Genomic DNA, 25,672 nt, shown 5'->3' with positions numbered 1-25,672 from the left:
ATCCCGCTGCGGCCGACGGGCCGATCCGGACACGACCGAGCCCCCTCCCGGTCGAGGAGGGGGCTCAGAAGTTCATGGAGCCTCTCTCAGGCAGCCGACGGGGTCAGGACCCCTCCAGCTCGGAGAGGCCCCTCGGCGGGCCCACGGGGGGTGCCGGCGACGTTCTGGACGCACCCACCCCCGTCCCCGTCTCAGCCGGTCGGAGCGGGCTTCTTGACCGTCAGCGGCAGCAGCTTCTTTCCGGTCGGGCCAACCTGGATCTGCGTATCCATGGCCGGGCACACCCCGCAGTCGAAGCACGGCGTCCACCGGCAGTCCTCGACCTCGGTCTCGTCGAGGGCGTCCTGCCAGTCCTCCCAGAGCCAGTCCTTGTCCAGGCCCGAGTCCAGGTGGTCCCAGGGCAGGACCTCCTCGTACGTCCGCTCGCGCGTCGTGTACCAGTCGACGTCGACGCCGAAGGGGGCCAGCGCCTTCTCCGCGCAGTTCATCCAGCGGTCGTAGGAGAAGTGCTCGCGCCAGCCGTCGAAACGGCCGCCGTCCTCGTAGACCGCGCGGATGACCGCGCCGATCCTGCGGTCGCCGCGGGAGAGCAGGCCCTCGACGATGCCCGGCTTGCCGTCGTGGTAGCGGAAGCCGATGGAGCGGCCGTACTTCTTGTCGCCGCGGATCTTGTCGCGGAGCTTCTCCAGCCGGGCGTCGGTCTCCTGCGCGGACAGCTGCGGGGCCCACTGGAACGGGGTGTGGGGCTTGGGCACGAAGCCGCCGATCGACACCGTGCACCGGATGTCGTTGGCGCCGGAGACCTCCCGGCCCTTCTGGATGACGCGGGTCGCCATGTCGGCGATCTGGAGGACGTCGTCGTCGGTCTCCGTCGGCAGACCGCACATGAAGTACAGCTTCACCTGCCGCCAGCCGTTGCCGTACGCCGTGGCGACGGTCCGGATCAGGTCGTCCTCCGAGACCATCTTGTTGATGACCTTGCGGATGCGCTCGCTGCCGCCCTCGGGGGCGAAGGTCAGACCGGAGCGGCGGCCGTTGCGGGTCAGCTCGTTGGCGAGGTCGATGTTGAAGGCGTCCACACGGGTCGACGGGAGGGACAGACCGATCTTGTCCTCCGTGTAGCGGTCCGCGAGGCCCTTGGCGACGTCGCCGATCTCGCTGTGGTCCGCCGAGGACAGCGACAGCAGGCCGACCTCCTCGAAGCCGGTCGCCTTCAGCCCCTTGTCGACCATCTCGCCGATGCCGGTGATGGAACGCTCACGCACCGGGCGGGTGATCATGCCGGCCTGGCAGAAGCGGCAGCCGCGGGTGCAGCCGCGGAAGATCTCCACCGACATGCGCTCGTGGACGGTCTCGGCCAGCGGCACCAGGGGCTGCTTGGGGTACGGCCACTCGTCGAGGTCCATCACGGTGTGCTTGGACACCCGCCACGGCACGCCCGACCGGTTGGGTACGACCCGGCCGATCCGGCCGTCGGGGAGGTACTCGACGTCGTAGAAGCCCGGCACGTACACCCCGCCGGTCCGCGCCAGCCGGAACAGCAGTTCCTCGCGGCCGCCCGGCCGGCCCTCGGCCTTCCAGGCGCGGACGATGTCGGTGACCTCCAGCACGGCCTGCTCGCCGTCGCCGATCACCGCGCAGTCGATGAAGTCGGCGATCGGCTCGGGGTTGAAGGCCGCGTGGCCGCCGGCCATGACGATCGGGTCGTCGACGGTCCGGTCCGCGGCCCGCAGCGGAATGCCGGCGAGGTCCAGCGCCGTCAGCATGTTGGTGTAGCCCAGCTCCGTGGAGAAGCTGAGGCCGAACACGTCGAAGGCCTTCACCGGGCGGTGGCTGTCCACGGTGAACTGCGGGACGCCGTGCTCCCGCATCAGCGCCTCCAGGTCCGGCCACACGCTGTAGGTCCGCTCGGCCAGGACTCCCTCACGCTCGTTGAGCACCTCGTAGAGGATCATGACGCCCTGGTTGGGCAGGCCCACCTCGTAGGCGTCGGGGTACATGAGCGCCCAGCGGACATCGCTGGCGTCCCAGTCCTTGACGGTGGAATTGAGCTCTCCACCGACGTACTGGATCGGCTTCTGCACATGCGGGAGCAGGGCTTCGAGCTGCGGAAACACCGACTCAGCTGACTCGACAGACATTCTGGGACTTTCGCGTGTGCCGACAGGGGTGACCATCAAGCCTAACGCGGTCCGGGAGCCCCTTCGTACGCTCAGATCCCCGTACCGCCCTTCATCCCGTTCCACGCACCCGGCAGTTCCTCCTCGGCCGTGGCGGCCCGCCGCTCCTCGCGGCCGTGCAGCACGCCGTAGGTGAACGAGCTCTCCCCGGCCGCGTGCGCCTGCTCGGCCAGCTCCTTGAGGGCCTGTCGGCTCATCACACTGTCCTGGTGCTCGCCCAGCAGATTCTGGAGCTGCTTCATCGAGCCGACCATGGCGGACGCCGGCCCGCCGAGGGCGGGAGTGGCCGCCTCGGCCGCGTAGCGGGCCCGCTTGGTCTTCTTGCGGGCCTCGTGCAGCGCCACGTCGCGCTCGTGCCCCGGTGCCGCGCGCAGTCCCTCCTCGACCAGGCCGGAGACCACGTCGAAGCTCTTGGTCACGGCCTTGGCGAGCACCTTCTCGGGCTTCCCGGCGGCGGCCGCGCGCAGCGGCGGGTCGGCGAGCAGGGCGTCCAGCGAGGCGAGCAGGGCCAGGTGGCGCGGGCCGTCCAGGACCTCGATGATCCGGCGCCGGGAGTCGCCGTGCCGGGACTGCGACCAGTTGCGCAGCCTGCCCCGGACGGGTCCGACGACCAGGTCGCGCGGCAGTTCCCCGACGATGCCGGTGATCCGCTCGGCGAGCACCTCCTGGTCCCGGCCGACGCCCAGCTCCCCGGCCAGCCACTTCAGTTCCTCGCCGATCGGGTCGGTGACGGACCGGTCGAGGACCTGGCGGTACGACTTGAAGGTGCTGCGCATCCGCCGGGTGGCGACCCGCATGCGGTGCACGGAGTCCTCCACGTCCCGGCGCACGGCCGGGTCGAGCTCGACGATCGTGTCCCGCTGGGCGCGCACATAGGCCAGCACATGATCACCGGCGGTGACGGGCGCGGCCCGGTCCTTCGTGCGGCGCCGCTTCCCGCCGCCCGTCTCCTCCAGGGCACGGGCCAGCTTGGACGGCGAGGCGGAGGCCCGCACGCCGGCCTTGCGGAGCCGCTTGTCGATCTTGTCGAGGAGCGCGGGTTCGCGGCCGTCGGCGAGCTCCACCTCGATCTCGGTCCACTCCGCCTTGCCGTCGCCCGCGGTCAGCCGCTCGGCCCGTACGGCGTCGACGGCGACCTCGGCGAGCGGCAGCCCCTCGGCGTCGAGGAGGTCGTGCACGCTCCGGTTGGTGCGCAGGCGCACCACGGGCTGCAGTGCGACCTCGCGGATCCGGGAGCGGACGAGCGCGGCCAGGGCGCCGGGCACCTTGTCGGACAGCGGCACCTGGATCTCGTCGCGCACCCCGGTGGCGACCGGGAACTTCAGATGCCAGCCGGCGTCGGCGCCGCCGGTGCGGCGGCGCAGGGTGATCGAGGCCGCGGTCAGGCGTTCGTCGGGGGTGTCGTAGTAGGTGGCGTCCAGTTCGACGACGCCCTTGTCGACGACCGACGCCACCCCGGCGACGCCGGTCAGGTCGGGCAGCCCGCCGTCGTCCGACTCGTACTTGCGCTCGATCTCACGCTTCGTATCCGCCATGAACTGAATCTACTGGCGACCTGGGCACGACGGCAGGGTGAATCTCGGGTTGATTCGGCAGAAACCTCACGCGGACAAGGGGCGCTGCACCCGGATGGACTGCAACAGGCCGACCGCGACCCATACCGCGAACATCGATGAGCCGCCGTAGGAGACGAACGGCAGCGGCAGTCCGGTGACCGGCATGATGCCGAGCGTCATACCGATGTTCTCGAAAGCCTGGAAGGCGAACCAGGCCACGATCCCGGCCGCGACGACGGTGCCGTACAGCTCGGTGGAGTCGAGCGCGATCCGGCAGGCCCGCCACAGCACCACGCCGGTCAGCAGGATGATCAGCCCGCCGCCGAGGAAGCCGAGCTCCTCGCCGGCCACCGTGAAGACGAAGTCGGTCTGCTGCTCCGGCACGAACTGCCCGGTGGTCTGGGAGCCCTGGAAGAGGCCCGACCCGGTCAGTCCGCCCGAGCCGATGGCGATGCGCGCCTGGTTGGTGTTGTAGCCGACGCCCGCGGGGTCGAGTTCGGGGTTGGCGAAGGCCGCGAAGCGGTTGATCTGGTAGTCGTCCAGGATGTGCAGCTGCCAGACGGCGATCGCGCCGAGGGTGCCGGCGCCCAGCAGTCCGAAGACCCACCGGTTCGAGGCGCCGGACGCGAGCAGCACGCCCAGCACGATCACCGCCATGACCATGACCGAACCGAGGTCCGGCATCAGCATCACGATCAGCATCGGTACGACGGCCAGGCCCAGCGCCTGGAGGACCGTGCGGTGGTCCGGGTACGGCTTGTCGCCCGCGTCCACCCGAGCGGCCAGCAGCATCGCCATGCCGAGGATGATCGTGACCTTCACGAACTCCGACGGCTGCAAGGAGAAGCCGGCGCCCAGCACGATCCACGAGTGGGCTCCGTTGACCGTGGTCCCCAGCGGGGTGAGCACCATCAGCACCAGGAAGACCGAGGCGCCGTACAGCAGCGGCACCGCGGTGCGCAGGGTCCGGTGGCCGAGCCAGACCGTGCCGATCATCAGCGCGAAGCCGATGCCGGTGTTCAGCAGGTGCCGGACCAGGAAGAAGTACGGGTCGCCCTGGTTGATCTCGGTGCGGTTGCGGGTCGCGGAGAACACCAGGATCGCGCCCATCAGCGACAGTGCCAGGGCGGCCAGCAGTATCGGCCAGTCGAGCCGCCTGGACAGCGCGTCACGGGCGAACAGCCGCGTCCAGCCGGCGCGCTCGGGCCCGTACCCGGAGACCTGGAAGCTGTTCGCGCCCGTCATGTGTGCATCCTCCGGCGTCCCCCGCGGCGCTGCCGCCTGCGCGTGTTCCGATTGCCCGTGGTCGGCGTCGAGGCGGTCGCCGCCGGGTCCACCGGACCCTGGGACTCCTGCGGTGCCTTCTGGCTGGCCTGCTGCTCCTTCGCCGGATCCTTGGAGATCTTCGGCGCGACGATCGAACCGTCGGGGCGGATCTTCGGCAGGGCCTTCTGCGGGGTGGGCAGCAGGGCGTTCTTCTTGGTGATCGTGCCGTCGTCGGAGATGCCGTACAGGGCGTCGTAGAGGTTGCGCACGGCCGGGCCCGAGGCGCCGGAGCCGGTACCGCCCTGGGAGATCGTCATGACGATCGCGTAGTCGTCGGTGTAGGTGGCGAACCACGAGGTGGTCTGCTTGCCGTAGACCTCGGCGGTACCGGTCTTGGCGTGCATCGGGATCTTGTCCTGCGGCCAGCCGCCGAACCGCCACGCGGCCGTACCGCGGGTGGCGACGCCCTCCAGCGCCTTGTCCATCTGCGACAGCGTCTGCCGGTTGACCGGCAGCTTGCCGTGCGACTCGGGCTTGATCTCCGAGACCTGCCGGCCGTCGGCGCTGACGATCGCCTTGCCGACGGTCGGGGCGTACAGGGTGCCGCCGTTGGCGATGGCCGCGTAGATCGTCGCCATCTGGATCGGGGTCACCAGGGTGTCGCCCTGGCCGATGGAGTAGTTGATCTCGTCACCGGCGCGCATCTTGTTGCCTTCGAGGCAGTTCTCGTACGCGATCCGCTCGACGTAGTCGCCGTTCTTCTTGCCGGTCTTGCACCAGGCGTCCTTGTTGGCCTTCCAGTACCGCTGCTTCCACTCGCGGTCGGGGACCCGGCCGGTGACCTCGTTGGGCAGGTCGATGCCGGTCTCCTTGCCGAGGCCGAACTGGTGGGCGGCCTTGAAGAAGTGGTCCTTCGGCTTGCCCTTGGGGTTGATGCCGCCGTCCCGCTGCCATTCGCTGTGCGCGAGCCGGTAGTAGACGGTGTCGCAGGAGACCTCCAGGGCGCGGCCGAGGTCGATCGCGCCGTGGTTCTGGGACTCGAAGTTCTTGAAGACCTGACCGCCGACGGAGTACGAGCTGGAGCACTCGTAGCCGCCGTTGAAGTCGTAACCCGCCTGGACCGCGGCGGCCGTGGAGACCACCTTGAAGATCGAGCCGGGTGCGGCCTGACCCTGTATGGCCCGGTTGAGCAGCGGATAGTTGGAGGACTTGCCGGTGAGCCGCTGGTAGTCCTTGGCGGAGATGCCGCCGACCCAGGCGTTCGGGTCGTACGTCGGGTTGGACGCCATGGCGACCACCCGGCCGGTCCTGGCCTCCATCACCACGACCGCGCCCGCGTCGGCCTTGTAGCGCTCGTTCGTGTTGCGGTCCCACTCCTTGCGGGCGGCCTTCATCGCCTCGTTCAGCTCGAACTCGGCGACCCGCTGCACCCGGGCGTCGATGCTGGTGACCAGGTTGGATCCGGGCTGGGCCGCGTCGGACTCGGCCTGTCCGATGACCCGGCCGAGGTTGTCGACCTCGTAGCGGGTGACACCGGCCTTGCCGCGCAGTTCCTGGTCGTACTGCCGCTCCAGTCCGCTGCGGCCGACCTGGTCGGAGCGCAGGTAGGGCGACTCGCTGTTCTGGGCCTTCTGGATCTCGACGTCGGTGACCGGGGAGAGATAGCCGAGCACCTGCGCGGTGTTGGCCACGCCCGGACCCGGATAGCGGCGGACGGCCTGCGGCTCGGCGGTGATGCCGGGGAAGTCCTCGGCGCGCTCGCGGATCTGCAGGGCCTGCCGCGCGGTGGCCTCGTCGGTGATGGGGATCGGCTGGTAGGGCGAGCCGTTCCAGCAGGGCTGCGGCGTCTCGGCGTCGCACAGCCGTACCTTCGCCCTGACCTCCTCGGGCTCCATCCGCAGCACCGCGGCGAGCTTGGTCAGGACGGCCTCGCCGTCGTCCTTCATCTTCAGCAGCTCGGTGCGGGAGGCCGACACCACCAGCCGGGTCTCGTTGTCGGCGAGCGGCACACCGCGCGCGTCCAGGATCGAGCCGCGCACGGCGGGCTGGACGACCTGCTGGACGTGGTTGCCGGAGGCTTCCTTGGCGTAGGCCTCGCCTTCGCGGATCTGGAGGTACCAGAGCCGGCCGCCGAGGGTGGCGAGCAGGGAGAGCACGAGGACTTGGATGATGACGAGCCGGGTCTGGACCCGAGGGGTCCGGCCGGTCTCCGGAATATTGGTCATGGGCGAAGCCCATTCCTCGGAAGTGTGGTGGTGGGAGACGGGTGGGCATCGGTCACTGCGGCTGCCTCCCCCTCTCAGTACGTGTACCAGTGATATGCGACGAAGCTGTGAGCCCCGGTGGTCACCGACTCCCCTGCCGTCACAGCCGCTTGACCCCCTTGATGCGGCCGGCGCGGGCCACCCGCGCTCTGGCCGCCTTCACCTTGAGGCCGCCCAGTCCGCCGCGCTGTCCGCCGATGCGCAGACCGGTGCCGGAGGAGAGCCAGCCGGAGGAGATGTCGGTCGCCTTCGACACCGAGCTCGACTCCAGCGGATCGTTCTCCGCGCGCCGGGCCAGCGCCATGATCCCGGGGACCACGAAGGGGGCGAGCAGCAGGTCGTAGACGGCGGCCGTGAACAGCAGTCCGGGCAGGCCGACATGGCGGGCGGCGGTGTCGCCGACGAGGGCGCCGACACCGGCGTACAGCATGGTGCTGCCGACGGCGGCGGCGACCACCACGGCCATCGGGCCGGTCGCCGACTTCAGCTGGCCGTTCTCCGGCTTGACCAGACCCGCGAGGTAACCGATGACGCACAGCACCAGCGCGTAGCGGCCGGCGGCGTGGTCGGCGGGCGGGGCGAGGTCGGCGAGGAGTCCGGCGCCGAAGCCGATGAGGGCGCCGCCGACATGGCCGTAGACCAGGGCGAGGCCCAGCACGGTCAGCAGCAGCACGTCGGGGACGGCGCCCGGCAGGTGCAGCCGGGCGAGGACGCTCACCTGGAGCACCAGGGCGACGACGACCAGGGTGGAGGACAGCAGGATCCTGTTGAAACGCATGAGTTCGGCTCCCCCTACTGTTCTTCCTCTTGCTGGAACTGCCCGTCGGCCGGGGCCTGGGAGTCCTCCGCGCCCGGAGTCACCGTCACCGTCACGGTCGGCGTCGGCGTCGGCCTGGGCTTGGCCGGCAGCACCATGTCACGCGGATCCTTCGCGGGCGCCTGGACGACGACGCCGACCACGTCGAGCTTGGTGAAGCTGACGTACGGCGTGACGTACAGGGTGCGGGTCAGGTCCCCGCCGGAGGGGTCGACTCGGGCGACGACACCCACCGGCACTCCGGGCACGAACGGTTTGTCGGCCTGCGAGCCGAAGGTCACCAGCCGGTCGCCCTTCTTGATCTGGGCCTTGCCGTTGAGGAGTTCGACGCGCAGCGGACGGTCGCCCTGCCCGGAGGCGAAGCCGAGTTCGTCGCCGCCCTCCATCCGGGTACCGACGGTGAAGTCGGGGTCGTTGGCGAGCAGTACGGTCGCGGTGTTCGGGCCGACGGTGGTCACGCGGCCGACGAGTCCGTCGCCGTTGAGGACGGTCATGTCGCGCCGGATGCCGTCGTCGGCGCCGACGTCGATGGTGATGGTCCAGGAGAAGCCCTGGGCGGCGCCTATGGCGATGACCTCGGCGCCCTTGATGCCGTACTGGCCGGCGCCGGCCACCTTCAGCATCTTGTCGAGTTGCCTGAGCCGGCTGCGGTTGCGGTCGTCGCTGCCGAGCTTCGCCTTCAGGGTCGCGTTCTGCCGCTCCAACTCGGCGATCCGGTCGTGCCGCTCGCCGGAATCGCGGATCGCCGCGATCGCGTTGCCGACGGGGTCGACCGCGTGGGACACCCCGTTCTCGATCGGGCCGAAGACCGTGGCCGCGGCCTGCCGGGCACCGTCGACCGGTGAGTCCTCCCCGCCGCGGATGTCCACCGTGATCAGTGCGAACGCGATGGCGATCAGCAGAACCAGGAGCAGCCGGCTCTCTCGTGTGTCCCTCACGTGCGGCGGCCGTGCCCTTCCTCGTAGGAATCCGGGAAATCGGGTGAGCCCGACAGGATTCCCAAGGGAAACCAGCGGGCTGTTTTGTGGCAGCTTATGCCTCGATATCAACGATCCGCCGTACGAGAGGGGGGCGTCTCGTACGGCGGAATCGAAGAGTTACGTCATCTGCGCGGCTGGGCGTCCAGGACCTGCTGGAGCGCCTCGAACTCCTCGACGCATTTTCCGGAACCGAGCGCCACGCTGTCCAGCGGGTCCTCGGCGATATGGATGGGCATGCCGGTCTCGCGGCGCAGCCGCTCGTCGAGGCCGCGCAGCAGTGCGCCGCCGCCGGTCAGCACGATGCCGCGGTCCATGATGTCGCCGGACAGCTCCGGCGGGCACTTGTCCAGGGTCGTCTTCACCGCGTCCACGATCGCGTTGACGGGCTCCTCGATCGCCTTGCGGACCTCGGCGGCCGAGATGACGACGGTCTTGGGCAGCCCGGAGACGAGGTCCCGGCCGCGGATTTCGGTGTGCTCGTCGGAGTCGAGGTCGTACGCCGAACCGATCGTGATCTTGATCTGCTCGGCCGTCCGCTCACCCAGCAGAAGGCTGTACTCCTTCTTGATGTGCTGGATGATCGCGTTGTCCAGCTCGTCGCCCGCGACGCGGATGGACTGGGCGGTGACGATGCCGCCCAGCGAGATGACCGCGACCTCGGTCGTGCCGCCGCCGATGTCCACCACCATGTTGCCGGTGGCCTCGTGGACCGGCAGACCGGAGCCGATGGCGGCCGCCATCGGCTCCTCGATGATGTGCACCTGGCGGGCGCCGGCCTGGGACGACGCCTCGATGACGGCACGACGCTCGACGCCCGTGATGCCCGAGGGCACACAGACGACGACCCGCGGACGAGCCAGATACCGCCGCTTGTGGATCTTCAGAATGAAGTAGCGGAGCATCCGCTCGGTGATCTCGAAGTCGGCGATCACGCCGTCCTTCAGCGGACGCACCGCGACGATGTTGCCGGGGGTCCGCCCGATCATCTTCTTCGCTTCCGCGCCGACCGCGAGGATGCCACCGGTGTTCGTGTTGATCGCGACGACGGACGGTTCGTTGAGTACGATCCCGCGACCCCTGACGTACACCAGCGTGTTGGCGGTCCCGAGGTCGACAGCCATGTCACGGCCGATGAACGACATTGAGTTCCCCATCAGGATTCGTCTGGCCTTCCTGGGAGCTTTTGAGGGCTTTTCAGGTCGGCGAAGTGGGTGCTGTGACGTGAAGGCTTCCATCGTAGACGCGCCTTCCCGCACATCGCGCGAGGGTCTTCGCCATTGTCATCAGATGGCGCGCCGCCTCGCTTGCAGAGACGGGCCATCGGGGGCACTCGTTCCCCCGATCGGCACGGATATGCCGGGGGACGGCCCGAAATGCGTGGCCGTCCCAGGTCAGGCGGGTGAATGAGGTGACGGTCCCTCAGAAGGGCCCTCGGTGAACTCGTTCCGCTTTTCAGCCCCGGCCGGGAAAGAAGATCTTCACCTCGCGCTCGGCGGACTCCTCGGAGTCGGAGGCGTGGATCAGGTTCTCGCGGACGATGACGCCGTAGTCACCGCGGATGGAACCGGGGGCGGCGGCGATCGGGTCGGTCGGACCGGCCAGCGCGCGCAGACCCTCGATGACCCGCTCGCCCTCGACGATCATCGCCACGACCGGGCCCGAGGCCATGAACTCCACCAGCGGCTCGTAGAAGGGCTTGCCCTTGTGCTCGCCGTAGTGCTGCTCCAGCGTCTCCTGCTCCAGGGTGCGCAGTTCGAGCGCGGTGATCCGCCAGCCGGCCTTGCGCTCGATACGGCTGATGATCTCGCCGGTCAGGCCACGACGGACGGCGTCGGGCTTGAGCAGGACGAGGGTCCGCTGGGTCACGAGAGAGCTCCTTCTGAGGAAAGGGTGTGCGAAGTGGAGATGAGGCTACAGGGCGGATCAAGGCCCCTGTCACGCAGCGTCAGCCGGCGCCCCGGCCTGCGCCGCGAATCTGGCCTTGGCCTCGTCGATCTTCCTGCCGTAGTGCACCGATGCCCACCACAGCGCAGTGAACATCGCCCCCATGAAGAACATCGTCGGGACGACGAAACCGGAGGCGAGCAGGCCGATCTGGAGGGCCCAGCCGAGGCCGATGCCGCCGGGCCGGGTGACCACGCCGCACAGCACCAGGCACAGGAACATCGCGATGCCGCTGACCGTCCAGACCGTCGACGTCGACAGGTCCGGGTCCTTCATCGCGACCAGGCCGGCGAATCCGATGATGAAGAACTCGCCGATCAGGGTCGAAGCACAGAGCGTACGCACGAGAGTCAGCCCCTCCCAAGGAGCAGTCGGGCCTCGCCGACGGTGATGACGGAGCCGGTCACGAGCACGCCGGCACCGGCGAACCCGCCCTCCTCCTCGGCCAGGGTGATCGCCGCCTCCAGCGCGTCCGGCAGCCTCGGCTCGACCTGGACGCGCTCCTCGCCGAACACCTCGACGGCGATCGCCGCCAGTTCGTCGGCGTCCATCGCGCGATGGCTGGAGTTGCGGGTGACGACGACCTCGGCGAAGACCGGCTCGAAGGCCTCGAGCAGCCCCCGGACGTTCTTGTCGGCGCTCGCGCCGACGACCCCGATGAGCCGGTTGAACTGGAAGGCCTCCCCGATCGACGCCGCCGCGGCACGGGCGCCCGCCGGGTTGTGCGCGGCGTCCAGGACGACGGTCGGCGACCGCCGCACGACCTCCATCCGGCCGGGCGAGGAGACGGCGGCGAACGCCTTGCGCACGGTGTCGACGTCGAGGGGCTCGGCCCGCTGGGCGCCCACTCCGAAGAAGGCCTCGACGGCGGCGAGCGCCACCGCGGCGTTGTGCGCCTGGTGGGCGCCGTGCAGCGGCAGGTACACCTCGGGGTACTCACCGCCGAGTCCGCGCAGCGTGACGAGCTGTCCGCCGACGGCCACCTGCCGGTCCACGACCCCGAACTCCAGGCCCTCCCGGGCCACGGTCGCGTCGACCTCGACGGCCTTCTTCAGCAGCACCTGCGCCGCGTCCACCGGCTGCTGCGCCATGATCACGGTCGAGTCCGGCTTGATGATGCCGGCCTTCTCGGTGGCGATCTCCCCGGGCGTGGCGCCGAGCCGGTCGGTGTGGTCGAGGTCGATCGGGGTCACCACGGCGACGTCCCCGTCGATCACATTGGTCGCGTCCCAGCTGCCGCCCATGCCCACCTCCACGACGGCGACATCGGCCGGCGCGTCGGCGAAGGCGGCGTAGGCCATGCCGGTCAGCACCTCGAAGAAGGACAGCCGGAACTCCTGCTGGGCGTCGACCATCTCGACGTAGGGCTTGATGTCCCGGTACGTCTCGACGAACCGCTCCGCGGAGATCGGCGCCCCGTCGAGGCTGATCCGCTCGGTGATCGACTGCACGTGGGGCGACGTGTACCGCCCGGTGCGCAGCTCGAACGAGCCGAGCAGGACCTCGATCATGCGGGCGGTGGACGTCTTGCCGTTGGTCCCGGTGATGTGGATCGACGGATACGAGCGCTGCGGCTCGCCGAGCACGTCCATCAGCGCGGCGATCCGCGACACGGACGGCTCCAGCTTGGTCTCGCCCCAGCGGGTCGCGAGCTCCGCCTCGACCTCCCGCAGCGCCTTGTCGACCTCGGGGTCCTCCGGCCGCGCCGGCACGTCGGCCTCGGGCGGCCCGCCCTGGGTGCGCAGGGTCCGGCTGCCGGCCTCGATCACGGCCAGATCCGGGTCACGCTCGGTCTCGGCCGCGATGATCTCGTCGAAGTCGCTGTCGACGGGGTCGGGCTGCTCGCTGTCGTCGTGCGGGGGGAGCTCACTCACGAGGCCAGTCTACGGAGCGGCACCGACAAAGGTCGCGGGTGGCTCGTCCGGTCGCCGGGCCACAGGTCGCCCGGGGCCGCCCGGCGTTCGCCCCGCACCCCTGGAGGGGCGGGCGGACGCACGTGCGGGCCCCCCGCCGCCCCGAGGGCGACCGGGGGCCCGCACCCGCGTCCGGTCCGTCAGGCCTGCGGCAGGTTGGCCAGCTGCGTCTGGATCCGGGCGATGTCCTCGTCCGCCTTGGCGAGGCGGGTACGGATCTTCTCCACGACGTGGTCCGGGGCCTTGGACAGGAACGCCTCGTTCCCCAGCTTGCCCGTGGCCTGCGCCTTCTCCTTCTCCGCGGCGGCGAGGTCCTTCGCGAGCCGCTTGCGCTCCGCGGCGACGTCGATCACCCCGGACAGGTCCAGCGCGACCTCGACGCCCGCCACCGGCAGCGTCGCGGTGGCCGAGAATGCCTCACCCTCCGGCTGGAGGCGCAGCAGCGAGCGGATCGCCGCCTCGTGCGGGGCGAGCGCCGAGCCGTCGAGGCTCAGCCGGGCCGGAACCCGCTGCCCCGGCTGGAGGCCCTGGTCCGCCCGGAAGCGCCGCACCTCGGTGATGACGGACTGAAGCGTCGCGATCTCCCGCTCCGCGTCCGCGTCCCGGAACCCGCCCGGTGCGTCGGCACCGGGAACGAAGACGGCCTTCGGCCACGCGGCGACGACGACCGACTCGCCGCCGGTCAGCGTCGTCCACAGGGTCTCCGTGACGAAGGGGACCACCGGGTGCAGCAGCCGCAGCGTGACGTCCAGGACCTCACCGAGGACCCGCTTGCTGACCTCGGCCGCCTCACCGCCCGCGGCGAACGTCGTCTTGGACAGTTCGACGTACCAGTCGAAGACCTCGTCCCACGCGAAGTGGAACAGCGCGTCGGACAGCTTCGCGAACTGGTAGTCCTCGTAGTACGCGTCGACCTCGGCGACCACGGAGTTCAGCCGGGACAGGATCCACCGGTCGGTCGAGGACATCCTCGACGCGTCCGGCAGCGGGCCGTCCACCGTCGCGCCGTTCATCAGCGCGAAGCGGGTCGCGTTCCAGATCTTGTTGGCGAAGTTCCGGGAGCCCTGGACCCAGTCCTCGCCGATCGGGACGTCGACGCCGGGGTTGGCGCCCCGGGCCAGGGTGAACCGGAGCGCGTCGCTGCCGTACTTGTCCATCCAGTCCAGCGGGTTGACGACGTTCCCGAAGGACTTCGACATCTTCTTGCCGTTCTGGTCACGGACCATGCCGTGCAGGGCGATGGTGTGGAACGGCGGGGTCCCGTCCATCGCGTAGAGGCCGAACATCATCATCCGGGCGACCCAGAAGAAGAGGATGTCGTAGCCGGTGACCAGGACGGAGTTCGGGTAGAACTTCGCGAGCGAGTCGGTCTGCTCGGGCCAGCCCAGCGTGGAGAACGGCCACAGGCCGGACGAGAACCAGGTGTCCAGGACGTCGGAGTCCTGCCGCCAGCCCTCGCCGCTCGGCGGCTCCTCGTCGGGACCGACGCAGACGACCTCGCCCTGCGGCCCGTACCAGACGGGGATCCGGTGGCCCCACCACAACTGCCGCGAGATGCACCAGTCGTGCAGGTTGTCGACCCAGTCGAAGTACCGCTTCTCCATCTCCTGCGGGTGGATGGCGACCTTGCCGTCGCGGACCGCGTCACCGGCGGCCTTGGCGAGCGGGCCGACCTTGACCCACCACTGCATGGACAGCCGCGGCTCGATGGTGGTCTTGCAGCGCGAGCAGTGGCCGACGGAGTGGACGTAGGGCCGCTTCTCCGCGACGATCCGGCCCTCGGCGCGCAGCGCGGCGACGATGGCGGAACGCGCCTCCAGCCGGTCCAGGCCCAGGAAGGGGCCGTGGGCGGTGATGACGGCGTGCTCGTCCATGACCGTGATGGCCGGCAGGTCGTGCCGCTGGCCGATCTCGAAGTCGTTCGGGTCGTGCGCCGGGGTGACCTTGACGGCACCCGTGCCGAACTCGGGGTCGACGTGCTCGTCCGCGACGACCGGGATGGAGCGGTCGGTCAGCGGCAGCTTGATGAGCTTGCCGACGAGGTGCTTGTACCGCTCGTCCTCGGGGTGGACGGCGACGGCCGTGTCACCGAGCATCGTCTCGGCGCGGGTGGTGGCGACGACGATGGTGTCGTCCCCGTCCCCGTACTTCATGGAGACGAGCTCACCGTCGTCGTCCTGGTACTCGACCTCGATGTCGGAGATGGCCGTCAGGCAGCGGGGGCACCAGTTGATGATGCGCTCGGCGCGGTAGATCAGCTCGTCGTCGTAGAGCCGCTTGAAGATGGTCTGGACGGCCTTGGACAGGCCCTCGTCCATCGTGAAGCGCTCACGCGACCAGGCGACGCCGTCACCCAGTCGCCGCATCTGCCCGGAGATCTGCCCGCCGGACTCGGCCTTCCACTGCCAGACCCGCTCGACGAAGGCTTCCCGCCCCAGGTCGTGCCGGGACTTGCCCTCCTTCGCGAGCTCGCGCTCGACGACGTTCTGCGTGGCGATGCCGGCGTGGTCCATGCCCGGCTGCCACAGCGTCTCGTACCCCTGCATCCGCTTGCGGCGGGTCAGGGCGTCGATGAGGGTGTGCTCGAAGGCGTGCCCGAGGTGCAGGCTGCCCGTGACGTTCGGCGGCGGGATGACGACGGTGAACGGCGGCTTGTCGCTGTTCGCGTCCGCCTCGAAGTAACCCCGCTCCACCCAGCGCTCGTACAGCGTCTCCTCTACCTCGGCCGGCGTGTACTGGGTCGGCAGTTCGGTGGTGGGCGCTGGTGGCTGCTGCTGAGTGTTCTCGGTCACGGGGTCAGTTTAGAGGTGTCACGGCGTGGTCCCGAAACTCGATTGCTTTGTAACGGTGCGCACCCCGATGCCATGAGTTCCCTGTGACTGGGCCAGGATGTCAGGAACACATAAGCATCTGGAGGGGAACCCAGTAATGAGCTACAACCAGCCGGGCCCGTACGGCGGGCAGCCCCAGCAGCCCGGACCGTACGGCCAGCCGGGCCCGTACGGCCAGCAGCCGCAGGCTCCGCAGCCCGGCTACGGCCACCCCCAGCAGCCGGGCCAGCCGCAGCAGCCGCAGCCCGGCTACGGCTACCCGCAGCAGCCCGGCCAGCCCCAGCCCGGCTACGGTTACCCCCCGCAGGCTCCCTACGGCGCTCCCGTCCCCCCGCCCCCGGGCGGCGGCAAGAAGAAGACCGGCCTCATCATCGGCGCGGTGGCCGTCGTCGCGGCGATCGGCGTCGGCGCGTACTTCGTGCTCGGCTCGGGCGGCGGGGCGAGCGGGCTGGAGGACGACGGCCCGCACAAGCTCAGCACGCCGGCGTCGGTGCTCACCGAGTACAAGCGGGTCGGCGAGGGCAACGCGGTCAGCGACTCCGACACCGCGAAGGACATGGAGAAGAGCGGCGTCAAGGACGGTACGGCCGTCGTCGGGCAGTGGTCGACCGCCGACTTCAGCAGCTACGACCCGCAGGACCCCTCCACGCTTCCCGACCAGGCCGAGCTGCTGAAGGCCAAGGGCGTCACCATGGTCGGCGGTTACGGCGAGATCGCCGACCCCCAGGCCACCCTGGACAAGTTCTTCGCCTCCATCCAGAAGGAGGTCAAGGACAGCTCGTCGAGCGATTCCGGCGGTATGCAGAACGCCCAGCTGGTCGGCGAGCCCGAGGAGGTCGAGATCGACGGCGCGGTCGCCAAGTGCCAGTCGACGAAGGCCACCAACGCGCTCACCAAGAAGGAGTCGACCGACTGGTTCTGCGCCTGGGCCGACTACAGCACGGTGGCGATGGTCTCCCCCGGCGACAACACCGGCACCGGCGTCGACAAGGCCACCACGGTCGACATGACGTCCAAGATCCGCGCGGAAGTCCGCGAGAAGGCGTGACGCCGCGCCCGTGAGGCAAGGCCCGCGGGGCAGTGCCCATGGGGCAGTGCCTGCGGGGCGGGGCGGGGACAGGGCAACAAAAGGGCGCCCGGCGGAAGTTCGCCGGGCGCCTTTCGTGTGTCCGCGGTGCTTACGCCGACTTCTGCTCGCCGGATCCCCGTCCGCGCGCGTCGCGCGGGATCAGGGTCGGGTTGACGTTGGAGTGGACGACGTCCGCGGTGATGACGACACGGGCCACGTCCTTGCGGGACGGCACCTCGTACATCACCGACATGAGGACTTCCTCCATGATGGCGCGCAGGCCGCGGGCGCCGGTCTGCCGCAGGATCGCCTGGTCCGCGATGGCCTCCAGGGCCTCGCGCTCGAAGTCCAGCTCCACACCGTCGAGTTCGAAGAGGCGTTGGTACTGCTTCATGAGCGCGTTGCGCGGCTCGACCAGAATCTTGAGCAGCGCCTCGCGGTCGAGGTTGTGCACCGACGTGATGACGGGGAGGCGGCCGATGAACTCGGGGATCATGCCGAACTTGACCAGGTCCTCCGGCATGACGTCCTCGAACTGGTCCTTGGCCTCCAGCTCCCGCTTGGAGCGGATCGTCGCGCCGAAGCCGATGCCCTTGGCGCCGGCCCGGGACTCGATGATCTTCTCCAGGCCCGCGAAGGCACCGCCCACGATGAACAGGACGTTCGTCGTGTCGATCTGGATGAACTCCTGATGCGGGTGCTTGCGTCCGCCCTGCGGCGGCACGGAGGCGGTGGTGCCCTCCAGGATCTTCAGCAGGGCCTGCTGGACGCCCTCACCCGACACGTCCCGGGTGATGGAAGGGTTTTCACTCTTCCGCGCGACCTTGTCGATCTCGTCGATGTAGATGATCCCGGTCTCGGCCTTCTTGACGTCGTAGTCGGCCGCCTGGATCAGCTTCAGCAGGATGTTCTCGACGTCCTCGCCCACGTAGCCGGCCTCCGTCAGCGCGGTGGCGTCGGCGATGGCGAACGGGACGTTCAGCATGCGCGCCAGCGTCTGGGCGAGCAGCGTCTTGCCGGAGCCGGTCGGGCCCAGCAGCAGGATGTTGGACTTCGCCAACTCGATGGCGTCGTCGCGTCCTTGGGCGCCGCCGTTCTCACCGGCCTGGACGCGCTTGTAGTGGTTGTAGACCGCGACGGAGAGCGCCTTCTTGGCCGCCTCCTGGCCCACCACGTACCCCTCGAGGAACTCGTAGATCTCGCGGGGCTTGGGGAGTTCCTCCCAGCGCACCTCGCTGGTCTCCGCGAGTTCTTCCTCGATGATCTCGTTGCAGAGATCGATGCACTCGTCGCAGATGTACACACCGGGGCCTGCGATGAGCTTCTTGACCTGCTTCTGGCTCTTGCCGCAGAACGAGCACTTGAGCAGATCGCCGCCGTCACCGATGCGTGCCACGGTGTGCTTCCCCTTCGCCTGGGAGACGACTGGACACCTGGTCCAGCGTCTCCTGGTGCTGCCTTATGTCCGACGGTACCTTGCCTGGCCCCCCGTTCGGGCCCCCCTTGGCACGGTTCACTTTGACGTGCACGGTGTCATACCGTGCCAAGGGGCGGCAGACGATACAGGATCCGCGTCAGCGGACAGAGCTGTTGTTCATCTTGCGGGTGGAGATGATCTGGTCGATCAGGCCGTACTCCAGCGCGTCCTCGGCGGTGAGGATCTTGTCACGCTCGATGTCCTCGCGGATCTTCTCGATCGACTGGGTGGAGTGCTTGGACAGCATCTCCTCCAGCTGCGAGCGCATCCGCAGGATCTCGTTGGCGGCGATCTCCAGGTCGGACACCTGTCCGCGACCCGTCTCGCTGTACGGCTGGTGGATCAGCACACGCGCGTTGGGCAGCGCCATGCGCTTGCCCGGGGTGCCGGCGGCCAGCAGGACGGCGGCGGCGGAGGCCGCCTGGCCCATGCACACCGTCTGGATGTCCGGCTTCACGAACTGCATCGTGTCGTAGATCGCCGTCAGCGCCGTGAAGGAGCCGCCGGGGCTGTTGATGTAGACCGAGATGTCCCGGTCGGGGTCCATCGACTCCAGGCACAGCAGCTGGGCCATGACGTCGTTGGCGGAGGCGTCGTCGATCTGGACGCCCAGGAAGATCACGCGCTCCTCGAAGAGCTTCGCGTACGGGTCGTACTCGCGGATGCCCTGGGAGGTGCGCTCGACGAAGCGCGGGATGACGTAGCGGGACTCGGCGACGGGGCCGGTGTACTCGGCACTCGCGCGGTCGTAGAGGCCGCTGCCGGGGAAGTCGTTCACGGTGTCTCCTGAAAAGGGTGTGGCGGTGGCTGGGGGCTCAGGGGCGCGCGGGACCTCGGGGACCCGTGCGGGCTGTCAGGAGCCTGCTCCGGTACCGCCACCGCCCGGCATGCCGGCGGCCGTGGGGATCACGTCGTCGATGAGGCCGTAGTCCTTGGCCTCCTGGGCGTCGAACCAGCGGTCGCGGTCCGAGTCGCGGGTGATCTGCTCGACCGACTGGCCGGTGTGCAGGGAGGTCAGCTCGGCCATGCGCTTCTTGGTGTGCAGCAGCCGCTCGGCGTGGATCTTGATGTCCGAGGCCGAACCGGCCAGGCCGGCGGACGGCTGGTGGATCAGGATCTCCGCGTTCGGCAGGGCGAAGCGCTTGCCGGGGGTGCCGGCGCTGAGCAGGAACTGGCCCATCGAGGCCGCGAGACCCATGGCGATGGTCACCACGTCGTTCTTGATGAACTGCATGGTGTCGTAGATCGCCATGCCCGCCGTGATCGAACCGCCGGGGCTGTTGATGTACAGGTAGATGTCCTTGTCCGGGTCGGCGGCAAGGAGCAGCAGCTGTGCGGTGATCTTGTTCGCGATGTCGTCGTCGACCGGCTGGCCGAGGAAGATGATCCGCTCGTTGAGCAGCCGGTTGTAGACCTGGTCGCCGAGGCCACCACCGATGGAAGGCTCGCCGGCGGCGGAGGGCATCAGATTCGTCACGTATCCACCTGCTCGTCTTACGACGGCGCCGGGCCGTCTCACGTGTTCTGCCGGGGCCGGGACCCTGGCCGGGTCGGCTTCGGGGACTCCCCTGCCCTCGTACTCATGGACCCTAACGCGCGGCTCCCTTCGGGGAATCCCGCGGAGGGACGTGTTCGCCGGGGGCGTAGCGCCGGCGAACGCCACAGGAGGCCGCCACGGCCTCGTGAGGGGCCGTGCGCGGGTCGCCGGCCGCGGGCTCCGCGGCGGCGCGGCACGGCTCGTCACACGGCTGCCCACGCCCCCTGGCGGCGGGCGCCCGCCGCCAGACGAACAGGCCCCGGGGACGCGATCCGTCCCCGGGGCCTGCACTACGTCCTGTACCGCCGGTGGCGTCAGTCCTCGGACTTCTCCGCGGCGGCGTCACCCTCCGTGACCTCGGCGGCGACCTCGGCGGCCGTCTCGGTCTCGTCCTCGTCGTCCAGGTCGACGATCTCGCCGTTGGTGTCCTTCACCGTGGCGGACTCGACGACGACGGCCAGCGCCTTGCCGCGGGCGACCTCGCCGACCAGCAGCGGGACCTGGCCCTGCTCGACGACGGCCTGGGCGAACTGGTCGGGGGACATGCCGGAGGAGGCCGCACGCCGCATGAGGTGCTCGGTGAGCTCCTCCTGGTTGACGTTGAGCTTCTCCTGCTTGACCAGCTCGTCGAGGACGAACTGGGTCTTGATGCCCTTGACCGCGGCCTCGTGGGTCTCGGTCTCGAACTCCTCGGCGGTCTTGCCCTGGAGCTCCAGGTACTTGTCGAGGGTCAGGCCCATCTGGCCGAGCTGGTGGTGCTCGAGGTTGTGCTTGCGGGTGTTGATCTCGTCCTCGAGCAGCTTCTCGGGGACCGGGACCTCGACCAGCTCGAGCAGCTTCTCCAGCACGCGCTCCTGGGCCTGCGTGGCCTGGTCGAACTGCTTCATGTTCTCCAGCCGCTTGCGGCTGTCGGCACGGAGCTCCTCGAGGGTGTCGAACTCGGACGCGAGCTGCGCGAACTCGTCGTCCAGCTCGGGCAGTTCGCGCGCGGCGACCTGGCCGACCTTGACGGTGACCTCGGCCTCACGGCCGGCCGCGGAGCCGCCCTTGAGCTCGGAGGTGAAGGTGGCCTCGCCACCGGCCTCCAGGCCCTTCACGGCGTCGTCGATGCCTTCCAGCAGCTCGCCGGAGCCGATGGTGTAGGAGACGCCCTCGGCGACGCCGTCCTCCAGGACCTCGCCGTCGACCTTGGCCTCCAGGTCGACCGTCACGACGTCGCCGTCCTCGGCGGCGCGCTCGACCGGCGTGGTCGAGGCGAAGCGCTCGCGCAGCTGCTCGACGGACTTGTCGATGTCCTCGTCGGTCACCTCGACGGCGTCGACCTCGACCTCGATGCCGGAGTAGTCCGGGATCTCGATGACCGGGCGGATGTCGACCTCGGCGGTGAAGTTCAGCGTCTCGCCGTCCTTCAGCTCGGTGATGTCGACCTCGGGCTGGCCCAGCACACTGAGCTCGGCCTCGTTGACCGCCTCCGTGTAGAACTTCGGAAGCGCGTCGTTGACGGCCTCCTCCAGCACGGCGCCACGGCCGAACCGCTGGTCGATGACCCGGGCGGGGATCTTGCCCTTGCGGAAGCCCTTCACCGTGACCTGCTGGTTGATCTTCTTGTACGCCGCGTCGAGGCTGTCCTTGAGCTCCTCGAAGGGCACCTCGACAGTGAGCCGAACCCGGGTCGGGTTCAGGTTCTCCACGGCGCTCTTCACGGTTCGGTCTCCTTGTGGCTGACTTCTCGGGTTCTGCCGGGACCCGACGGGCCCGACGGATGTGGCCGCCCGGAGGACTTCAGTGAATGAGACACACGGGCGTGCAGCTTGCATAGTAACGGCAGCAGGTACACGCCCCAAAAGGCGATCACGTGGGGTGACCGGGTGACTGGTCGGGGTGGCGGGATTTGAACCCACGGCCTTCCGCTCCCAAAGCGGACGCGCTACCAAGCTGCGCCACACCCCGTCTGGTGCGACACGTAGGGTACATGCCCGCACGCAGCGGGACTGCCGCATTTACCGACCGCCGCACCCGGTGTCCACGGTCGGCGGAAGGGGGTGTGCGGCCAGGGGGGCCGACCCGCTAGGATGCCTCCTGTGCCGCGGTCACCTGACCTGCGGCGCGCCGTATGCGGGCGTAGCTCAATGGTAGAGCCCCAGTCTTCCAAACTGGCTACGCGGGTTCGATTCCCGTCGCCCGCTCCAGCAGGACTCAGGCCCAGGTCAGAGGGGTTTTCCCCACTGCCTGGGCCTCAGTCGTCCCCGGGCGTCTCCGGGGTCGGGCGAAATGGTCGTGCCCGCACGTGCCCGCGCCCGCGTGCCACCGCCGCCGGTGTCGCGGCCGTGCCGGGCCGCCGAGCCGGGCCGGGCCGTCCTCGGGGTCCGGCGCGCCGGCTCGCCGCACGGGTGGCCGGGGGCATCGCGCGGCGCCGGTTCACCGCACCGGCGGTTCCGGGCAGCACCCCCGCGCCGTTCCCCGCACGGCGTCAGAAGTTGATCGAGTTGATCGTCTCCGCTATCGAGTCGAGGAAGCGGTTGATCGACGGGGCCATGCCGGTCGAGGCGAGGAAGAAACCGAAGAGGATCGCCACGATGGCGGGACCCGCCTTGATCGAGCCCCCTCGCATCATCACCACCAGGATGATCGCCAACAGCAGCACCACTGACAGTGAAATGGCCACAACTGATCACACCCTCGGTCGGTCCGCTCTCCCGGCCGGGGGATGCGAGCCCGCGCACCCCCGCCAGAACCATCGTGCCACCAACACGCCCCCCGTATGCGGCACGTGACGTAACGCCGGGCGCGGACCGGCCACGGCCCCGGCGCCGGGCGCGCCCACCCGCCGTACCCCGCCGGGGAATTCATCGCGGTAATTTCCCCATGAAGCCAACGCGGTCGTAGATATCGCGAATTGCCCGGTATCCATGCCCGGGCGCCCTCATGGGGATGTGTCGACCGTCACTCGGCGGTGTCGCTACTTCGCGCAAAGCGGGGGTAGCCGCGCCCTGAACCAGGAATGACACGGCGAGTTCCGAGCGGGCTCGCGGACGACTTTAGGGTGCCTCAGATGTCCCACCCCCCGGGAGTGCCGAGCCCGCGGACGACGCGGGGCCGGGAGACCGAGCAGCGCGACGCCTTCTTCGACAACGCCAAATATCTGGCGATCGTCCTGGTGGCCGTGGCCCATGCCTGGGAACCGCTGATGGACGACAGCCGGACGCTGGAGGCCGCGTACATGGTCGTGTACGCCTTCCACATGCCGGCGTTCATCATCGTCTCCGGTTACTTCTCGCGCAGTTTCGACATGCGCCCGGACCGGCTCACACGGCTGGTCACCGGTGTCGCCGTGCCGTACGTCCTCTTCGAGACCGCCTATTCCCTCTTCGAGCGGTTCGCCGGGGACGATCCGGGCCAGGAGATCAGCCTGCTGGACCCCTGGTATCTGACCTGGTTCCTGGTCGCGCTGTTCGTCTGGCGGCTCACCACCCCGATCTGGAAACTGGTGCGCCGGCCACTGCCGGTCGCCCTCGGTGTCGCCGTGCTGGCCTCCCTCACCCCGGGCATCGGCGACGACCTCGACCTCCAGCGGGTGCTCCAGTTCCTGCCGTTCTTCGTGCTGGGCCTGTGCATGAAGCCGGAGCACTTCCGGACGGTCCGCCGGCGTTCGGTGCGGATCCTGGCCGTGCCGGTGTTCGCGACGGCGGGACTCGTCGGCTGGTGGGCGGTGCCGCGGATGAACACCGGGTGGTTCTACCACCGGGACTCCGCGCAGGAACTGGGCGGTCCCTGGTGGAGCGGGCCGGTCATGCTGCTCGCGCTGTTCGGCTGCTCGCTGCTGCTGACCGCGTGCTTCTTCGCCTGGGTGCCGGGCCGTCAGCAGTGCTTCACGGCACTGGGCGCGGGCACGCTGTACGGCTATCTGCTGCACGGCTTCCTGGTCAAGGCCGGCGACTACGGCGGCTGGTTCGAGGCCGCCTGGCTGCGCGAGCCGTACGGCGCACTCCTGGTGAGCGTCCTTGCCGCGGCGGCCGTCACGCTGCTGTGCACCGGGCCCGTCCGGCGGGTCTTCCGGTTCGCGATGGAGCCGAGGATGGCGTGGGCCTTCAAGCGGGACGCGGCCGAAGTGGCGCGCGATCGGGAACGGGAGAGCGAGCGGGCGCGGGAGCGGGCGGGCGCCTAGCCGGCGTTCCGGGCGCCCGGCAGGCCGAGGAGGGCGCGCATCCGGGCGTACTTCCCGGCCAGCCGGGTGCGGGTGGCCTCGTCGAGGACGGCGAGGCGGGCCGGGTCCGCGTTGTGGGCGAGGTCCGCCTCCTTGACCAGGAGGGCACCGGGGGTGGCGAGGATACGGGCCGCGTACTCCTGCGGGGCCTCCCCGGCCCGCTTGGTGACCGCGAGCACGATGTCCTTGGTGCGGCGGCTCAGGGCCGCCTCGTGCAACCACCGCTCGGACAGCGCCTCGTCCTCGACGGCGTCGTGCAGCCAGGCCGCCGCGATCTGCTCGTCGTCACCGCCGCGCGCGCGGACGCCGTCGGCCACGGCCCGCAGATGTTCGGCGTAGGGGCGGCCGGCCTTGTCGGTCTGGCCCTGGTGCGCGGTGCGGGCGAGGGCCTCTACTTCGGGCAGCGTCAGATGCTGGTCGTCGGTCACGCGTGGAGTGTCTCAGCGCGCGGCCAGCGCCGTGGGGCCGTCCCGGCAGATCAGCAGCAGGGCGCGGTCGTCGTTGACGTCCTTGGCGACCGCTTCGATGAGGTGCCAGGCGGCGCCGTGGAAACCCCCGGCGACATAGCGGTCCGCCTCACCGGTGAGGCGGTCGATGCCCTCGACGATGTCCCGGTCCGAGGTCTCCACCAGTCCGTCCGTGAACAGCATCAGCACGTCACCGGGGCGCAGCGAGCCCTTCACCGGGTCGAACTGGGCGCCCTCGTACACACCGAGCAGCGGGCCCTCGGCGGCCTTCTCCTCCCAGCGGCCGCTGCCCGCGCTGAGCTGGAGCCCCGGCGGATGGCCCGCGGAGTACAGCTCGTAGTCGCCGGAGTCCAGGTCGAGCACCAGGTGGATGGAGGTGGCGAAGCCCTCGTCCCAGTCCTGGCGGAGCAGATAGCCGTTCGCCGCGGGCAGGAAGGCGTGCGGCGGCAGGGAGCCGAGCAGACCCCCGAAGGCCCCCGACAGCAGCAGGGCGCGCGAACCGGCGTCCATGCCCTTGCCGGAGACGTCGGTGAGCACGGCCTCCAGGGTGCGGCCGCCGTTCGTCCGGGCCGCGACGACGAAGTCGCCGGAGAACGACTGGCCGCCGGCCGGCCGCAGCGCCATCTCCCGGTGCCAGCCCTGGGGCAGGTTCGGCAGCTCGCTCTGCACGCGGATCCGTTCGCGCAGGTCGAACAGCATGGTGCCGCCGCGCCGCCACGGCACACCGACCCGGCTGCGGAACTGGGCGATCAGCAGTCCGAAGAATCCGCACGCCGCCACGACCAGCACCACGCCCGGGGTCACCCGCGAGGGGCCCTCGGTGTAGGGGCCGAGCTGTATCGACTCCACGATCAGCGCCGTGGCCGCAGCCGCGTACAGCCCGAGCAGGCTCGCCGGGCGCAGCAGCAGACCGCCGGCGACGATCGGCAGGACCAGCGCGGCCGGGGAGCACCACACCGAGTTGGCGAGCGTGGTGACGGTGATCAGCGGGACGGTCAGCAGCAGTCCGGCCAGCGCGATCCAGTCCGAACCGTCGCCGCGGAAGTAGTCGACGGCGCTTCTGCGCACGCCGACGCGGGCCCGGTGCCACCTCATCCTCAACCGGGCCGCGATCGTGTCGGCCGCCGCGCGCCGCTCCTGTACTGCTGCCATTAGTTCGGGACCCTA

The 25,672-nt window shown here is 69.7% G+C and carries 20 protein-coding genes and 2 tRNA genes; 3 read left to right on the top strand and 19 right to left on the bottom strand.

Translation table 11 applies throughout. The features are described 5' to 3' along the window. Window positions 1-191: 191 nt before the first annotated feature. The 11 genes from DN051_RS25420 to DN051_RS25370 form a co-directional block, all read right to left on the bottom strand. Window positions 192-2,141 carry a TIGR03960 family B12-binding radical SAM protein gene (locus DN051_RS25420; RefSeq protein WP_112439570.1) on the bottom strand — a complete coding sequence of 650 codons (1,950 nt, stop codon included), beginning with the start codon at window positions 2,139-2,141 and terminating at the stop codon, window positions 192-194. A 71-nt stretch (window positions 2,142-2,212) separates the two neighbouring features. After that, window positions 2,213-3,715 (bottom strand): CYTH and CHAD domain-containing protein, encoded by a 1,503-nt coding sequence (locus DN051_RS25415; RefSeq protein WP_112439569.1) that lies wholly within the window; start codon window positions 3,713-3,715, stop codon window positions 2,213-2,215. 66 nt (window positions 3,716-3,781) lie between these two features. After that, window positions 3,782-4,981 (bottom strand): rod shape-determining protein RodA, encoded by a 1,200-nt coding sequence (gene rodA / locus DN051_RS25410; protein WP_053761088.1) that lies wholly within the window; start codon window positions 4,979-4,981, stop codon window positions 3,782-3,784. Then, window positions 4,978-7,227 carry a penicillin-binding protein 2 gene (gene mrdA, locus DN051_RS25405; RefSeq protein WP_053761089.1) on the bottom strand — a complete coding sequence of 750 codons (2,250 nt, stop codon included), beginning with the start codon at window positions 7,225-7,227 and terminating at the stop codon, window positions 4,978-4,980. Before mrdA ends, rodA begins: the two co-directional genes overlap by 4 nt. A gap of 139 nt (window positions 7,228-7,366) precedes the next feature. After that, window positions 7,367-8,044, bottom strand: coding sequence for a rod shape-determining protein MreD (mreD, locus tag DN051_RS25400; RefSeq protein WP_053761090.1), 678 nt, complete (start codon window positions 8,042-8,044; stop codon window positions 7,367-7,369). Window positions 8,045-8,058: 14 nt separating this feature from the next. Continuing rightward, entirely contained in the window at window positions 8,059-9,021 is a 963-nt protein-coding gene (gene mreC, locus DN051_RS25395) for a rod shape-determining protein MreC (RefSeq protein ID WP_053761091.1), read from the bottom strand. 164 nt (window positions 9,022-9,185) lie between these two features. Beyond that, window positions 9,186-10,205 carry a rod shape-determining protein gene (locus DN051_RS25390; RefSeq protein WP_004001297.1) on the bottom strand — a complete coding sequence of 340 codons (1,020 nt, stop codon included), beginning with the start codon at window positions 10,203-10,205 and terminating at the stop codon, window positions 9,186-9,188. A 310-nt stretch (window positions 10,206-10,515) separates the two neighbouring features. Next, window positions 10,516-10,929 (bottom strand): nucleoside-diphosphate kinase, encoded by a 414-nt coding sequence (ndk, locus tag DN051_RS25385; protein WP_053761092.1) that lies wholly within the window; start codon window positions 10,927-10,929, stop codon window positions 10,516-10,518. A 69-nt stretch (window positions 10,930-10,998) separates the two neighbouring features. Next, window positions 10,999-11,352 carry a DUF4233 domain-containing protein gene (locus DN051_RS25380; RefSeq protein WP_053761093.1) on the bottom strand — a complete coding sequence of 118 codons (354 nt, stop codon included), beginning with the start codon at window positions 11,350-11,352 and terminating at the stop codon, window positions 10,999-11,001. A 5-nt stretch (window positions 11,353-11,357) separates the two neighbouring features. Further along, window positions 11,358-12,881, bottom strand: coding sequence for a bifunctional tetrahydrofolate synthase/dihydrofolate synthase (folC, locus tag DN051_RS25375; protein WP_112439568.1), 1,524 nt, complete (start codon window positions 12,879-12,881; stop codon window positions 11,358-11,360). A 179-nt stretch (window positions 12,882-13,060) separates the two neighbouring features. Continuing rightward, complete coding sequence (locus tag DN051_RS25370) at window positions 13,061-15,712, bottom strand: valine--tRNA ligase (RefSeq protein WP_112439567.1); 2,652 nt, start codon at window positions 15,710-15,712, stop codon at window positions 13,061-13,063. Window positions 15,713-15,848: 136 nt separating this feature from the next. On the opposite strand from DN051_RS25370, the gene DN051_RS25365 reads away from it, so the two are divergent. After that, on the top strand, window positions 15,849-16,799 hold the full coding sequence (locus DN051_RS25365) for a hypothetical protein (protein ID WP_053761096.1): 951 nt from the start codon (window positions 15,849-15,851) through the stop codon (window positions 16,797-16,799). A gap of 130 nt (window positions 16,800-16,929) precedes the next feature. On the opposite strand, the gene clpX is transcribed toward DN051_RS25365, so the two are convergent. The 5 genes from clpX to DN051_RS25340 form a co-directional block, all read right to left on the bottom strand. Next, a complete protein-coding gene (clpX, locus tag DN051_RS25360) occupies window positions 16,930-18,216 on the bottom strand; it encodes an ATP-dependent Clp protease ATP-binding subunit ClpX (RefSeq protein WP_053761097.1) in 1,287 nt (428 codons plus the stop codon). 178 nt (window positions 18,217-18,394) lie between these two features. Beyond that, window positions 18,395-19,075: an ATP-dependent Clp protease proteolytic subunit gene (locus DN051_RS25355; RefSeq protein WP_053761098.1), complete on the bottom strand. Its 681-nt coding sequence runs from the start codon at window positions 19,073-19,075 to the stop codon at window positions 18,395-18,397. 75 nt (window positions 19,076-19,150) lie between these two features. Then, the gene (locus DN051_RS25350) at window positions 19,151-19,762 is read right to left on the bottom strand and encodes an ATP-dependent Clp protease proteolytic subunit (RefSeq protein ID WP_053761124.1); all 612 of its coding nucleotides are present in this window, start codon (window positions 19,760-19,762) and stop codon (window positions 19,151-19,153) included. Window positions 19,763-20,148: 386 nt separating this feature from the next. After that, window positions 20,149-21,537, bottom strand: a complete 1,389-nt coding sequence (tig, locus tag DN051_RS25345; protein WP_053761099.1) for a trigger factor — start codon at window positions 21,535-21,537, stop codon at window positions 20,149-20,151. A 170-nt stretch (window positions 21,538-21,707) separates the two neighbouring features. After that, window positions 21,708-21,784 (bottom strand) — tRNA-Pro (locus DN051_RS25340). A 165-nt stretch (window positions 21,785-21,949) separates the two neighbouring features. Here DN051_RS25340 and DN051_RS25335 point away from each other — a divergent pair. Then, window positions 21,950-22,023: transfer RNA gene (locus DN051_RS25335), tRNA-Gly, on the top strand. 281 nt (window positions 22,024-22,304) lie between these two features. Here the strand turns inward: DN051_RS25335 and DN051_RS25330 are convergent. Beyond that, window positions 22,305-22,499 carry a hypothetical protein gene (locus DN051_RS25330; RefSeq protein ID WP_053761112.1) on the bottom strand — a complete coding sequence of 65 codons (195 nt, stop codon included), beginning with the start codon at window positions 22,497-22,499 and terminating at the stop codon, window positions 22,305-22,307. Between the two features lie 387 nt (window positions 22,500-22,886). Between DN051_RS25330 and DN051_RS25325 the strand changes: the two genes are divergently transcribed. Then, window positions 22,887-23,999 carry an acyltransferase family protein gene (locus DN051_RS25325; RefSeq protein ID WP_112439566.1) on the top strand — a complete coding sequence of 371 codons (1,113 nt, stop codon included), beginning with the start codon at window positions 22,887-22,889 and terminating at the stop codon, window positions 23,997-23,999. Here the strand turns inward: DN051_RS25325 and DN051_RS25320 are convergent. Together DN051_RS25320 and DN051_RS25315 are read right to left on the bottom strand one after the other, a co-directional pair. Next, window positions 23,996-24,466 carry an HD domain-containing protein gene (locus DN051_RS25320; RefSeq protein ID WP_053761114.1) on the bottom strand — a complete coding sequence of 157 codons (471 nt, stop codon included), beginning with the start codon at window positions 24,464-24,466 and terminating at the stop codon, window positions 23,996-23,998. The genes DN051_RS25325 and DN051_RS25320 overlap by 4 nt on opposite strands. Before the next feature lie 12 nt (window positions 24,467-24,478). Continuing rightward, entirely contained in the window at window positions 24,479-25,657 is a 1,179-nt protein-coding gene (locus DN051_RS25315; RefSeq protein WP_053761115.1) for a PP2C family protein-serine/threonine phosphatase, read from the bottom strand. Window positions 25,658-25,672 lie beyond the last annotated feature (15 nt).

Source organism: Streptomyces cadmiisoli, assembly GCF_003261055.1.
GTDB classification, from domain to species: Bacteria; Actinomycetota; Actinomycetes; order Streptomycetales; family Streptomycetaceae; genus Streptomyces; species Streptomyces cadmiisoli.
The sequence above is the reverse complement of the archived record's forward strand: the minus strand, read 5'-3'. Positions and strand labels throughout refer to the sequence as shown.

Excerpts from the sequence above, each read along its gene's own strand:
- DN051_RS25420 (WP_112439570.1), bottom strand. The coding sequence starts at position 2,141 with ATGTCTGTCGAGTCAGCTGAGTCGGTGTTTCCGCAGCTCGAAGCCCTG.
- DN051_RS25415 (WP_112439569.1), bottom strand. The coding sequence starts at position 3,715 with ATGGCGGATACGAAGCGTGAGATCGAGCGCAAGTACGAGTCGGACGAC.
- rodA (WP_053761088.1), bottom strand. The coding sequence starts at position 4,981 with ATGACGGGCGCGAACAGCTTCCAGGTCTCCGGGTACGGGCCCGAGCGC.
- mrdA (WP_053761089.1), bottom strand. The coding sequence starts at position 7,227 with ATGACCAATATTCCGGAGACCGGCCGGACCCCTCGGGTCCAGACCCGG.
- mreD (WP_053761090.1), bottom strand. The coding sequence starts at position 8,044 with ATGCGTTTCAACAGGATCCTGCTGTCCTCCACCCTGGTCGTCGTCGCC.
- DN051_RS25390 (WP_004001297.1), bottom strand. The coding sequence starts at position 10,205 with ATGTCGTTCATCGGCCGTGACATGGCTGTCGACCTCGGGACCGCCAAC.
- DN051_RS25365 (WP_053761096.1), top strand. The coding sequence starts at position 15,849 with ATGAGCTACAACCAGCCGGGCCCGTACGGCGGGCAGCCCCAGCAGCCC.
- DN051_RS25350 (WP_053761124.1), bottom strand. The coding sequence starts at position 19,762 with ATGCCCTCCGCCGCCGGCGAGCCTTCCATCGGTGGTGGCCTCGGCGAC.
- DN051_RS25325 (WP_112439566.1), top strand. The coding sequence starts at position 22,887 with ATGTCCCACCCCCCGGGAGTGCCGAGCCCGCGGACGACGCGGGGCCGG.
- DN051_RS25315 (WP_053761115.1), bottom strand. The coding sequence starts at position 25,657 with ATGGCAGCAGTACAGGAGCGGCGCGCGGCGGCCGACACGATCGCGGCC.